Source organism: Burkholderia sp. AU27893, assembly GCF_002223205.1.
Lineage (GTDB): Bacteria > Pseudomonadota > Gammaproteobacteria > Burkholderiales > Burkholderiaceae > Burkholderia.
Genome location: NZ_NKFD01000006.1, coordinates 60,767 through 73,259 on the forward strand (window position 1 = coordinate 60,767; position 12,493 = coordinate 73,259).

Here is a 12,493-nt window from a genome sequence, read left to right on the forward strand (position 1 = left end):
ATGCTGCGGACGGCCCGCCGAAGGACACTGACCGGCACACTGCGCCAGCGGGCGTAACGCACCCGCTGGCGTCGATCCGGTCAATCTCGCGGCGGCATGCCTTTGCCTTCCGCTACAGCGGCATCGTCGCGCACGTCGTCGGCCGACACGGCCAGAGCACGGGCGTCGGGCTCCGCTTCCTCAGCGCTCGCCTCGGCATCCGACGCCTTCGCCGGAACGTCCCACAGCTTCACCCGCACGACTTCGGCCTTCGCGAAATGCTCAGGCAACCAGCCGCGCCCCCCGATCAGCCGTTCGGCCTCTGTCGCCGCGTCCCCCTTCTTGAGCTTCGCCACGCGCATCGCATCGGAAGGCGACACGGCCGCGCTCACGACGTCCACGATCCGATCCTTCGAAACATGGTCGAAATATCCCGCCTTCGTCGGTTGCCACGCATCCGCGAGATTCAGCCCGAGCGCCGGGATCAGCGCGTTGATCGCGTGCGGCCGCTCGTCCGGGCGCACGCTGTCCACGCTCGCCGCGACGTACTGCGCGAGGATCAGCTGCAGGCGCTCGTCGGTCTGCTCGATCAGCCAGCGCAGCAGCGCGTCGCTGTCGTGGGGGATTACGCCTCCCCAAACCCGGCGTTGCTCTCGGCGCATGGTGAACGCAAGGTCGTCGTCCAGTTCCGGCGCATGCTTCGTCAGGGTGTGGGAGTGGTCGCGGAACGTCACGTCCAGCGCGCTGCCTTCGGTACTGTGGCCGTACTCGCCCGCCAGCAGCCGGTGCACGAGCGCGGCGAGCGCGACGTGCGGCTGCTGCGCGAGGGCGGCGGCAACGGCCGCCGTGCGATGCGCGTTCAGACGCAGCGCCAGCCGTTCGGAGTGCGGCCCCTTCACGGGCTTCACAGCCGACACGGCGACGCGCGCGGGCTGACCATCTGACGAGTCGTCGTCATCGTCGTCACCATTCTCGCCACTTTCGGTCGTCGCGGCTGCAACCGGCTCACGCGTAACGAGTCCGCGCTCGATCACGGGCTCGCCGTCAGCATCGAGCGAGAGAAGCGCCCCAGCCTGCGCCATGTCGTCGGGATGGTAGACGAGCAGGGACTCTTCGATTTCGTCACGACGCACGGTCAACGCTTCTTCTTCCGCCTCGACGCGCTCGGCGACTTCGTCGTCTCTCTCGTCGGCATCCCAAAATTGGGCGAGTTCGGCCAGCCGCTGATCGATCGCTGTCAGTTCTTTCTCCACCTCATCGGTGGGTTCCGTTCGACGCGGCAGCACCGGGCGGAACTGCGACCGGGTGGCATGGTCGCGTTCCGGCATGGCTTTCACCCACGCCCAGCCTTCGGCCAGCACCGACGCGCCGAGCGCTTCCAGTTGCTCGGTCGCGAGGCGCAGCATCAGCGCATGATCGCGATACCACGCATCCTCGGCTGCGGAGAACAGGTCGCGTCGCACGGCACCGCCAGCCGCTTCGAACGCCTCGACGCCTACGAATTTCGCGACGCGGTTGCTCACGAACGACTGTTCGTCGCGCACGAAGCGGCGGCGGATCGCGTGCGCGTCGCGGTTGTACGGCTCGGCGTCGAACCACGCGGCCTCTTGCTCGTCGTGACTGTCCGACAGCGCGAGCGCCTGCATTTGATCGAGCTTGATTTCACCGGTGCGGAACAGGTCGACCAGCTTCGGAGAGACGCGTGCGAGCTTGAGGCGGCGCTGCACAGTTTTCGGATGCACGCCGTACAGGTCCGCGATTTCCTCGATCGATCGACCGGATTCGACCAGAATCCGGTAAGCGTCGCATGCGTCGGCCGGGTGCATCGGCTCGCGCATTTCGTTCTCGGTTGCCGACAGCAGCACTGCGTCCTCGACCGGCACGACCCGGCAGCGCACCGGGTGGTCGGCGGGGATGTAGTCGTGTTCGAACAGGTAGATGAGCGCGAGGCGGCGGCGTTCGCCAGCGGCCGCGCCGAACGTCTGCGCCCTCCGCGCGCCGACCTTCATTGGATGGACGATCAGGTTCTGGAGCAGACCGACTTTCCAGATATTGAGGGCGAGTTCCTTGATGCCGGTGGGCGGCACGCGCCGCACGTTGTAGGGGGACGCGACGAGCCGTTTAAGCGGAATGTCGCGCAGCTCGTCTGCCGTTCGGTGAGCCTCGGGGGGTGCGGGGGGAACGCCCGCATCGTGGGCGAGGGCCGGGATCTCGGTGGTCACTGCGTTCATAAAAGCCTCCTTTACGTCGGGGTGGAAAAAGCTGCCATTCGGAGCCGCCTCGACGCATGGGGAGTGCGGACGCGCAGGCACTGCAAGGGCGCGAGCAAGGCCGCAGCGCCGCGGCCGCCAGGCCCGGCGACCGGGCGCCGCGCGCGGCAACGCGAACCCTTGCGGTGACGGCGGGCCGCACTATGCGTCGGGATGAGGCGGCCCGATGGCAGCTGATGCGCCGACGGGAGAGGCTGGAACGCGGGGACGGCTGCCGAGACCCGGACATCGCCGGCGCGGGGCCGCACGCGCGGCCCGAGCGCGAACTCCGCGCGGCTCGCCGCGTGGCTGACGGGGCGGCCAGCGCCGGGGCCGGACGCCGGTGGCGGCCGAGCCCCAGGAGCGGACAGCCCGTTTCTCTGGCGCGCGGGTGCCTGCGGCTTGCGTGCCTGGCGCAGCCGGGCGCGCAAGGTGCCGCGCGCCGGCTGGATATTGGGAACGGTGAAGATCCACCGCGGCCAGCTGGGGCGAGCAGTCCCCGCCCGCGCCGGCCGCTCGATGCGGGCGGGGTGGGCCGCCCCGGATCAGTGGAACATCTCGCGGTACGGAATCGGCTTTCCGCGTTCCAGGCGCCGGCCGGGCCCGCGGGCCCACGCCGGCGGTGGAACATGGTCGAGCGGCGAACACCGCCGGCGCCAGGCGCGCGCCGGCCGCCGCGAGTCACTTCGAAGCGTTTCGGCGCCCGTCAATAACGCCAGCGTCGTACGCCGCGGTCAATGCGGCACGGATACACCAGACGGCACAATCGTGGAAATCCAGCCGGTCGCTGTAACGCGTTTCAAGCGTGTCGATGTTCAGATGGATACGCGCGATCGCAAACAGCAACATTTCGAATTCGCCTTTGTTCATGGGTTTCTCTGGAAAGGCCGGCCCCGGGCAAAGCCGGGGCCGGCGAGTGGATTTATCGCCGCGCGCACTGGCCGGCCTGGAACGCTTCCAGCATCGCGTAACGCAACGACGTCGGCAGGACTTCGATTTCCGTATCGGAATCCCATACGTCCGAGATCTCGGGACCGAAGGCGTTTGCAGCGATCGCGGCCAAAATTGCATCAATCAAATATCGGGGCATGCTGTTCTCCAGTTGCGCCGGCCGCAGCGCGCGGCCGGCGCTCGTGTGGTCAAGAAAGCTGCACAGCGCCGCAGTTCTCGGCCAGGCAGAAGGCGAAATACCAATTTCGGTACAGTTCGGCGAACAGGTGATCGCAATCGGCGTCGATTGCCCCAAGGAACTGACTGAAATCGTCGGCCAGCTTTGCGGAAGTCCGAGTGCCGATCGTTCCCGACGTGATCGAGAAATCGATCAGTTCCTTGAACGGGCCGTCCTTTGCCGCGATGGCGCCGTTCGTATGGCAGATCCGCGCGGCGCCGATCGAGATCGCCGGGTAATCGGCGAGCTCGGCCAGGCGCTCGCGGAAGATGTCGTGCATGACGTAGGTGCCGGCGCTGAACTCGAACGAATTCCGGTAGCGGTAGATACGCGCCATGTCCAGGTCGCTGGCGCGGTGCGGGAACCGCGCCGCGGCGTCGAGGCGGACGCAAAACACGTCGACAGGGTCGCCGTTTTCGTTCGTGCGGGGATGGTCGAGCTGCTCGAGACCGGAATAGGCTGAAACGATCAGTTGCATGATGAATGTCCTCTGTTCGGGTCTTAGGCGGCGGCCAACGCGGCGCCGGCGACGGGCGCCGTCAGGCGCGCCTTGGCGGCCGCAAAGTAGGTCGCGTCCAGTTCGATGCCGATATACCGGCGCCCGAGCTCGCGGGCGGCAACGCACGTCGAGCCGGAGCCGGCGAACGGATCCAGTACGACGTCGCCGGGCTGCGTAAAAGCGGAAATGAGTGTGCGCAGCGCGGCGACCGGCTTTTCGGTCGGATGGTGGCGATTGCCGCTGTACGGAAACGGCATGACGTCGGCGATCGGCGCCGCCGGCGCCACGGGCCGCCCCTTGGCGAGCAGGTAGGCGGATTCGTGTTGGTACTTCACCAGGCCGGCCTTGGACGCGTAGGATTTCGTGAAGACGAAGTGGCCGGCCACGCGAAAGCCGGCGGCCTTCCAGGCGTCGAAAAACAGGTCGACCTTGTTCCAGCCGTAGAACGAAATGCACACGGCATCGCGTTTCAGGACGCGGAACATTTCGGCGAACGCCGGCGCCAGCCAGTCGCCGTTCACGTCGTTCGCGATCGAGCGACCGCTCCGATCGCGGAAATTCACGAGGTAAGGCGGGTCCGTCACGATACAGTCGACGGATTCGGGGGCGAGTTTGGGCATGGCGACCAGGCAGTCGCCGTTGTACAAATAGCTCACGGTCAGCTCCATAGAGTTGAGATAGGGGCAGCCGGAGCACAGCCAGAACGATCTGGCTCGCAAACCGTGCTACCCGGAGCTGGCGAGCGCCCGCAGGGGAATGGCGGGCAAGGGGACCGTGGAATACCGGAGTGCGCGAAGCGCGCGAGGATATGCCGCGAAAGCCCCTTGCAGGAGCGGGGCGCCGTGCGACATTCGTCGCGCACGGCGCAGCGGTCCGTCCGCCAGGACACGGCGGGCGAACGTGGGCTCCGGGTTGAAAGGTCGACGGCTGTGGAATGCCGACGGAAGGGGATGGACCTGCAGGACGTAGCGGACCGACGGTGCTGCGTCCCGGTCATGAGCGCCGCGGCGATCTCCGATCGCGCGGCGCGATCGCGATTCCGTCAGCGCGGCCGCGAGAGCGGCCGCCGCGCAAACTTGCCCGTACGACGGCCGAGCAGGTTAAGGTACGGCAGCGTCAGAACAGCGCCAGTTGCTGCGCCTCGAGGCGCACATCTCGACGCTGCACGTCGACGTCGCTCGCGAGCAGCTCGATCGATGCACCATCCGGGTCTTCAACGCTCGCGTCGAGCCGAATGTCCGCACGTCGCGTGGCGTCGGCCGCACAGATGCGCTCGAATTCTGCACGCGTAGCGGCCAAAAGGGCACGCGTGGCATGCTCGGGCAGCACGCAGTCGGCCGACGCGTACTGGCCGTCAAAGAATCGTGTCACGCCATACCGTTCTCCGCCGCCGTGCCTCGGCTGGTATACGACCAGAGCGATACGATCGGCGTCGCGCAGGCCGTTGGACCAGCCCGCTGGCCCGCAAGGCGCTAGACCACATTCAGCGGCGATCGCCGCGCCGCGCGCAATCAGATCGGCGTGCGCACGGTCGATGACGCGATGCAGATTGGGCATCTTCAGGAAAAGTTGATTCATTGGGTCGTCCTGGTCGTGCTCGAGGCAGCCGAACCACGGCGGCTGGCTGCCCGCAAAATGTGAGATCGCGCACCATCCATCATCACCATGTGCGCGACGATCGGCGTCAGCTCATCGGGAACTGTCGGGACGCTCCCGCCACGCCTGCACCTCGTAAACTTTCATGAGCTCGAACGGGGTCTCGCCGTCTGGCTCGATGCCAGGGTTCTCCAGAATGACGTGCAATGCATCTGCGTCGCTCAGGGCGGCCAAGGCCGTCAGGAGCTGCTCGCGGCCAGCCTTGCGCGCACGAGCCCACTCGCTCCCGTCCTCGTCGTTCCAATCCGGTACGGTGCGCAGCTGAAGGCCATACGCGCGGGCCGCTTCAATTGCTGCAGTTTCGATCGCTGTCATGTTTCGCTCCTTGGTCACTCCGGTCAGTGGACATCGCGGCGCACGAATAGACGCGCGGCCGTGGCCGAACGGGGAAAGCCATGCACGTCGGACGTCTCGGCAAGCATTGCGGCGACGTCCATCTGCACGTTAGATCCCGAGCGAACGCTGCCCGCCCGATGCACGCCGATCACCTCGAGCAGCTGCAGGTCGCCCGCGCGATATCCGTCGACCGTCATCGAGGCGCGCACGTCCGGCGCCAGCCGATCGCCGTAGCGCGACGCGAGCCGCGTGAGCACACGCTCAACCGCGCGATCGCTGAATTGTCGCGACAGCGCGATCCGATCTGCGGCGAGGCGGACCGTCCGCCGGCCGCTGGACGTCAACATGAAGTGTTCGACCCGCTCGAGCCTGCCGCCGTCGGCCAGACGGGTGGCCTGCAGCGGCATCACAAGGCGCGCGACCTGGACGTCTCGCGGGCCATCGGTCCAGTCGATGGTCAGCTGCGTGCCGCGTTCGTTCTTTGCGACGCGCACTGCGAACGACGTCGCGGGGAAACCTTCACGCAACACGGTCTGCACCAACTGCGCGGTCTCGACAAGCGTCAGCACGTCGGCCAGCACCGCGGGCGCGGTTGCGGAATCCCGGCTGCCCCGCGCGCGGACGGACTCGGAGATTTGGGTACGGCGATCTGCAATGTGATGGAACATGTTGAACCTCGAATGATGGTGTACGGGACAACGTGAGGCGAGGGCGCCGGCGGCGGCCGCCGGCGCGTTCGGGTTAGCCCTTCAACTTGCGCATCTCTTCGGCGAGCACCCACATGGCGCGATTCAGGCGGAGATCCTGATCGATACCGGTCACACCGCGTGTCGACATCCGACGGCCGGTGGCCGAGCGACCACGCACCCCGCCCTTGATCACGTTCTCCTGCACGCGCTGGAACGTGGTCCAGAGGTCGGGGCGGTTGTCTTCGGTACGACGCGCGCGAAGCAGCTGATCCTCGGTGATCGGCGCGGGCGCTTCGGTCACGTCGTACCGGAGAGCCAGCACCGACCGCGCGAACGCCTGTTGCTCGCCTTCATCAAGCTGCGCGGCTTCCATCTCGCTCTTGCATTCGCGGATCAGGTCGAACCCGTCGAGCACCTCGTGCGCGCCGTCGACGACGTGGTCGACGACGTCGCCTTTGTGCGGCACCCGGATGTCGTGCGTCGTGTCGCCGAATACGAGACCGTTCTGGCAGACGAACCGGAAGTAACCGGCCAGCATCTGGTAGCTGCTCGACCCATCGTGGCTGTTGAGGAGGATGATTTCCGGGGTTTCCGGCGACGCGACCTGCGACGCGTGCCGCAGTCGGAGCATGTGCTTCGTATGCTCGCGCTTCGCGGCGACGCGCACGCGGGTCTGACAAACCATGAAGGGCTGGAACCCTTCTGCGCGAAGCTTCGTGAGGATCTCGATGGTCGGAATGTACGTGTATCGGTCCGACCGTGAGTCGTGCTTGTCCCCGGCGAAAATCGACGGCGCGACCTCACGAATCTGGTCATCGGAGAGCGGCGTGTTCGAGCGAAGGATCGGGGCGTTACTGCCAAACTTGGTTGCGAGTTGCATGGTTTTCTCCAGTGAAGATTCAGGTTCGATGCGAGTCGTTCAGGAATTCGCTGGCGTCCGTCAACACCAGACGACGTGGTCGTAAGCGACGGTGCGCCGGTAGTAGTTCCGTCCATCCCAGGGCGTGTACGTGTATTCCATGTACGCACAGTGCAGGACTCCTATCCAATGGTGCAATCGGTTCGTTTCCATCGTGACCTCCATCTGCGGTTGGTTTGCTCTTCAGGCCGACCGGGACCCAAGATTCCGAGTCCCCACGTAGGGGTTGTGCCGGTGCTGCCTGGACTTCGGCAGAACTGCTGCCGCCAGTCCCCTGAGTTCGTCGTCCCGCGACTGAAGGAGCCTGCCGGCGGGCGTGTTCAAGGGCGGTCGCAAAGCCGCACGCGGAGCGCAGCCCGAAGGGCGAGCACCGAACGGGTGCTGCGGCCGGCGGAGCGGACCCTTGAATGCGAACGACGGTGGGCTACGGTCGCGTTTGGGACGGCGAGCTCAGGGGACTGGCGGAATGCGGATAGTTGAGACGGCACCGGCTCGCCGCGCGGCGAGCGCCCCGTCTTGCGGCCGCGGCCGCAAGACTGGTGAGGTGTGTGCCGCGTGTCGCGGTCGTTCGCGACACGCGGTTGCGCTATCCTTCGGCGTGATCGTGTGAAATCTAAGACGAGTCGATGCTCATTCGAGAACAGGGAAACCTCATCAAGGTGCTGCGCGTCGAGCCTCCCAAGCAACCGCGTGCAAGGGGACGTCGGCGCGAACATGTGCTCGGCACGTTTCGCGCCGACGAGCCGATACCGCCCGAGCTGCTCGCGGCACTAACTCCCGACGAACGCGAAGGGCTCGCACGCTGGCTCTCGGTCTACCGGGAAGGCCAGGCGCGCACGGAGGCGCGTGCGATGCTGGCCTCGGCGCCTGCGCAACTGGAATCGCTCGTCGGTGCACTCGAAGTCGCGGCCGACACCATGTCGGCCGCCGAGGCAGACCGTGTCTGGGCGCAGCTGCAGGCGATCGCGCGTACACTGAAGCGTTCCGGCCATCCGCGGCCGCGCGCTGTGCGCCGGCCGCCGGCGCCGCTTCCCGGACAGCAAGATTTCTTCGGCGAATGCGACGAGCTCGAGCAGCTGGCCGAACAATGAACACGTTCCACGCGAGAATTCGACCCATGCGTCCACACCGTATCGTCAAAGACAGCGGGCGCACGCGAATCCCGACACGCCGGGCAGAAGCTCAGATCGCGCATTTGCCGGGATGGCGACGCTGGATCGCGCGGCTTGCCCGCGCCTTCAGTAAGACGACCAAGGTCCATTGAGGATCGAGCAGACGAGGTCGTCGCCGCGCTGATCACGTGGCACGGGGACCAGTTGGGCGCGAGCCGCTGGCGGTGTTCGTCGAGGCGCTCGAGCGACTTGAGCGGATGCGGGAGGGTCGATCGTACGGCCGGCCGCCCGCGCGGCACCTTGCCACCGGATCCAGGCTCGGCTGACACCGCTGCAATTTCGACCGGATGTTGCGCTCGCCCCAGCCCCCTGATGTATATACAGTGTTTCGGCGGCACCGGCCGCCGCGCGCGAGAAGGTGGGACGGACAATCTGATTCGAGTGATCGACGTTCGAGAGATCGCAGTGCGCTCCCTGGACGGTCTGGCTGCATCGGCGACTACAAGCTGGCCACCGCGCGCGGGAACCTAGTCCGCGTCCCTCGGAGTCAAGCATGATCGCCCCGCTAGGGCACCTGCTTGTAGGCGTCGAGGGTGCGCCCCGTCATCCGCACGAAACCCAGATGCAAGGCAACTGCCAGCCGGTAGAGATGCGAGCGGCGCCCATCGATCAGCGCTCGCTCGCGAGCGGAGAACGTGAAGAATATGTTGAGCTCGAACTCAGAGAGCTCTTGCGGGAAATGCCGCATGCCGAGATACGCCAACTGTCCGTGGTCCATCGCCCGCACTCCCGCGCGAAAAACGGACTGTGCAGCGTAGCGAGAAATTATTCGGCGGGCAATCGCAAACCGAAATATGACAATCGTGCAAGATGTTCAGAGAAGCGAACCTGAGCGAAGCGCAGCTCCATCGCTTCTTGTGATGGAGGTTCCCACGATCGGAAGGTCAAGAGTATTTATTGGGGGTTAGAGCACTTTCAACATGACCGTAGCAGATCCCGGACACACGCCCTGGAACTGGCTGGATGCCAGCAAGAGATGAGGCACGTCGTTGCGCGCGACGCGCATGAAACCTTCCTTTGCGAAGTAGTCCTCGGCCGTCGTCGTGAGCAAGGCAACCGCTTCGACTGCACGGCTGCGGCATTGCGCGAGCAATCGCGAAACAATCGCCTTTCCCACACCGGCTCCTCGCGCCTGTTCCGCGACCGCGATTGAACGGATCAGCGCGAAGTTGCCGTGGAATTCGATGCCGCCGCATGCGACAAGGCCCTGGGAATTCACCACCACAACGAAGTTCGTTAGGTGTTCCGCCGCGCCGGCGGTCGGCAAGTTGGACACGCGCAGGAGTGTCTCGATTGAGACCAGATCGGATACGGCGGCTGCACGAAGTTGCATGGTGTCGGTCCTCAGGTGGTGACGGCATCGGGTGTTCGGATGCGATTGACAATGCTTCGGGCTCTAACGACGTTCATGCGGCCGGCAAGCCGCGGCGAATTCCCGCGGTCACGGCATTTTGGCATGTCAGATACTGCGTTGATTCACGCGCTTAGACAGTTCCTCGGCGCTTTCCTTGCGTTCGCTGTACCGATCGACCAGGTAGGGACCGACGTCGCGCGTGAGCAAGGTTAATTTGACCAGTTCCTCCATCACGTCGACAACCCGATCGTAATACGCCGAAGGCTTCATCCGCCCAGCCTCGTCGAATTCAGCAAACGCCTTCGCGACCGACGACTGGTTCGGGATGGTCAGCATGCGCATCCAGCGGCCCAGCACGCGCATCTGATTCACCGCGTTGAACGACTGCGAGCCGCCGCTGACCTGCATCACCGCGAGCGTTTTGCCCTGCGTCGGCCGCACGGCGCCGACCGACAGCGGAATCCAGTCGATCTGCGACTTCATGATCCCGGTCATCGCGCCGTGCCGTTCCGGCGAGCACCAGACCATCCCTTCCGCCCACATCACCAGCTCGCGCAGCTCGACCACCTTCGGGTGGCTCTCGGGCGCATCATCGGGCAGCGGCAGGCCGCTCGGATTGAACACGTGGACCTCGGCACCCATCGCGGTGAGCAAGCGCTCGGCTTCCTCGACCAGCAGGCGGCTGAACGAACGCTCGCGAAACGAGCCGTATAAAAGCAAGAGCCGGGGCGGATGAGTCGACGGCGTCGCCGGCCGAAGTTGAGCGGCGTCCGGCACGCGAAACAGTGTAGCGTCGAGCTGCGGCAGGTCATTCAGATGCTCAGACACGCTTGCCCTCCGCATCGATCACGACCTCTCCGTCTTCCTTGGTGAACGGTCCCTTCTGCGGGTTCGGCAGAATGTCTAGGACGGCTTCCGACGGCCGGCAAAGCTTCGTGCCAATCGGCGTGACCACGATGGCCCGGTTCATCAAAATCGGATTCTGCCCGATGAAATCGAGCAACTCCTCATCGGTCCACTTCGGATCGCCAAGGCCGAGTTCCGCATAAGGCGTGCCCTTCTCGCGCAGCACCTCGCGCACGGTCAGGCCCGCGTCGGCCAGCAGCTTGATCAACGTTTCCCGCGACGGCGGCGTCTTGAGGTACTCGATCACGACGGGCTCCTCGCCGCTGTTGCGGATCAGGGCCAGCGTGTTACGCGACGTGCCGCAGTCGGGGTTGTGGTAAATCGTGATGTCGCTCATGTAGAGGTTCCTTTGTTTGATAGGTCGATGGCTTGCTGCCGGATTTGCGCGATCGCGAAGCGGAACAGAATCGCGCCCGCCGAGCCAATACCGGCCAAGGCCAATAGCGTGCCGGGATAGCCGTTCCCGGCGGCATACAGAAGTGACGCGACGAACGGGCCTGCTGCGATAGCGATCTGTACCGGGGTCGCCATTGCCCCGCTGATCGCCCCGTACGCAGCTCGCCCGTACAGTTCCGCCGGCAGCGCTCCGCGGACGATGGTCATGATGCCGTTGCTGATGCCATACAGTGCGGCGAATACGACGTACAACGGTAGCCAGTCACCCGATGCAAAGAGCAGGATCAACGACAACGGCAACAGGGAGATCGCTGCCATGCCGACGTGGCGCGTGCTGGCGCGTTTGCCGATCGTCGTCTCGAGCACGCGACCAAGAACCTGCATCGGCCCAACCAACGCACCCACCCATGCCGCGTTCGCGGCGGAAATGCCGTGTGCCTGCAAGACCGGGATCATGTGCAGCGACATCGCGGCGAACACCAGCGCATTGAGCGTGACCGCTGCCGTCACCAGATAGAAAGCCGGCTCGCGCAGGACAGCGATGAGGTTGGTAGCCGGATCTTCCGTGCGCGCCGCTGCAACCCCGTGCGTTGCCTTGCCGCGCTTCGGTAAGGTGGCGTGAATGGGTAGGCAGACCAGCAGGTTCGCCACGGCATAGAGAAGCCATGTCTCTCGCCACCCGGCATGCTGCAACAGGGTTTGCGTCAGCGGCCAGAAAACCGCGCTGGCGAAGCCGCCGAACAAGGTCAGATGCGTGATGGCCCGGCGATAGTTGGTGCCGAACGCCTGCGTAATGACCGCGAACGCGGGCTGATACAGCGTCGCGCTCATTGCGACGCCAATGCCGGCCCATGCGAGATACAGCCCTACAACGCCATGCACGCGTGACAGGCAAGCAAGCATGAGCGCCGCAAGTAGCGATCCGGTTGCCATCAGCAAGCGCCCACCCATGCGATCGATGATGGCGCCAGCCGACGTGGAGCACAGCCCGGAGATCAGTAGCGCCACCGAGTAAGCACCAACGACAATCGGTTTCGACAGCCCCAGCTCGTCCTGCATAGGCTGCATCAGGACGCCGTACGCGTAGAACATCGAACCCCACCCGATGATCTGCGTCAGCCCGAGCGAGGGCGTCAGCCAAGCGCGCGGACGGGGCGTCCTGTTGGACAT

The 12,493-nt window shown here is 65.4% G+C and carries 14 protein-coding genes and 1 pseudogene; 1 reads left to right on the forward strand and 14 read right to left on the reverse strand.

Annotated features, from left to right (window positions below; all coding sequences use genetic code 11):
• Nucleotides 1–80 precede the first annotated feature (80 nt).
• From CFB47_RS37800 to CFB47_RS37835, 9 genes are all read right to left on the reverse strand, one after another.
• A complete protein-coding gene (locus tag CFB47_RS37800) occupies nucleotides 81–2,210 on the reverse strand; it encodes a ParB/RepB/Spo0J family partition protein (RefSeq protein ID WP_039350079.1) in 2,130 nt (709 codons plus the stop codon).
• Between the two features lie 699 nt (nucleotides 2,211–2,909).
• Nucleotides 2,910–3,098 carry a hypothetical protein gene (locus tag CFB47_RS37805; RefSeq protein WP_027810081.1) on the reverse strand — a complete coding sequence of 63 codons (189 nt, stop codon included), beginning with the start codon at nucleotides 3,096–3,098 and terminating at the stop codon, nucleotides 2,910–2,912.
• A gap of 52 nt (nucleotides 3,099–3,150) precedes the next feature.
• Complete coding sequence (locus CFB47_RS41430) at nucleotides 3,151–3,318, reverse strand: hypothetical protein (protein WP_165581456.1); 168 nt, start codon at nucleotides 3,316–3,318, stop codon at nucleotides 3,151–3,153.
• Between the two features lie 49 nt (nucleotides 3,319–3,367).
• The gene (locus CFB47_RS37810; RefSeq protein ID WP_027810082.1) at nucleotides 3,368–3,874 is read right to left on the reverse strand and encodes a hypothetical protein; all 507 of its coding nucleotides are present in this window, start codon (nucleotides 3,872–3,874) and stop codon (nucleotides 3,368–3,370) included.
• Nucleotides 3,875–3,897: 23 nt separating this feature from the next.
• Complete coding sequence (locus CFB47_RS37815; RefSeq protein ID WP_027810083.1) at nucleotides 3,898–4,551, reverse strand: DNA methyltransferase; 654 nt, start codon at nucleotides 4,549–4,551, stop codon at nucleotides 3,898–3,900.
• A 460-nt stretch (nucleotides 4,552–5,011) separates the two neighbouring features.
• On the reverse strand, nucleotides 5,012–5,473 hold the full coding sequence (locus tag CFB47_RS37820) for a hypothetical protein (RefSeq protein ID WP_027810084.1): 462 nt from the start codon (nucleotides 5,471–5,473) through the stop codon (nucleotides 5,012–5,014).
• Between the two features lie 111 nt (nucleotides 5,474–5,584).
• Nucleotides 5,585–5,866, reverse strand: a complete 282-nt coding sequence (locus tag CFB47_RS37825) for a hypothetical protein (protein ID WP_034175683.1) — start codon at nucleotides 5,864–5,866, stop codon at nucleotides 5,585–5,587.
• Between the two features lie 23 nt (nucleotides 5,867–5,889).
• Nucleotides 5,890–6,555, reverse strand: a complete 666-nt coding sequence (locus CFB47_RS37830; protein ID WP_027810086.1) for an LPD29 domain-containing protein — start codon at nucleotides 6,553–6,555, stop codon at nucleotides 5,890–5,892.
• Nucleotides 6,556–6,628: 73 nt separating this feature from the next.
• Entirely contained in the window at nucleotides 6,629–7,456 is an 828-nt protein-coding gene (locus tag CFB47_RS37835) for a DUF932 domain-containing protein (protein WP_027810087.1), read from the reverse strand.
• Between the two features lie 665 nt (nucleotides 7,457–8,121).
• Here CFB47_RS37835 and CFB47_RS37840 point away from each other — a divergent pair.
• Nucleotides 8,122–8,586: a hypothetical protein gene (locus CFB47_RS37840; protein ID WP_027810088.1), complete on the forward strand. Its 465-nt coding sequence runs from the start codon at nucleotides 8,122–8,124 to the stop codon at nucleotides 8,584–8,586.
• A gap of 589 nt (nucleotides 8,587–9,175) precedes the next feature.
• On the opposite strand, the pseudogene CFB47_RS37845 reads toward CFB47_RS37840, so the two are convergent.
• The 5 genes and pseudogenes from CFB47_RS37845 to CFB47_RS37865 form a co-directional block, all read right to left on the reverse strand.
• Nucleotides 9,176–9,385 (reverse strand): annotated as a pseudogene (locus tag CFB47_RS37845) (DUF4158 domain-containing protein); the annotation flags it as partial.
• A 186-nt stretch (nucleotides 9,386–9,571) separates the two neighbouring features.
• Complete coding sequence (gene arsN2, locus CFB47_RS37850) at nucleotides 9,572–10,000, reverse strand: arsenic resistance N-acetyltransferase ArsN2 (RefSeq protein WP_027810089.1); 429 nt, start codon at nucleotides 9,998–10,000, stop codon at nucleotides 9,572–9,574.
• A gap of 126 nt (nucleotides 10,001–10,126) precedes the next feature.
• On the reverse strand, nucleotides 10,127–10,864 hold the full coding sequence (gene arsH, locus CFB47_RS37855) for an arsenical resistance protein ArsH (RefSeq protein WP_077186795.1): 738 nt from the start codon (nucleotides 10,862–10,864) through the stop codon (nucleotides 10,127–10,129).
• Entirely contained in the window at nucleotides 10,842–11,264 is a 423-nt protein-coding gene (gene arsC / locus CFB47_RS37860; RefSeq protein WP_027810091.1) for an arsenate reductase (glutaredoxin), read from the reverse strand. The genes arsH and arsC overlap by 23 nt, the downstream gene beginning before the upstream one ends.
• Nucleotides 11,261–12,493: an MFS transporter gene (locus tag CFB47_RS37865; RefSeq protein ID WP_027810092.1), complete on the reverse strand. Its 1,233-nt coding sequence runs from the start codon at nucleotides 12,491–12,493 to the stop codon at nucleotides 11,261–11,263. Before CFB47_RS37865 ends, arsC begins: the two co-directional genes overlap by 4 nt.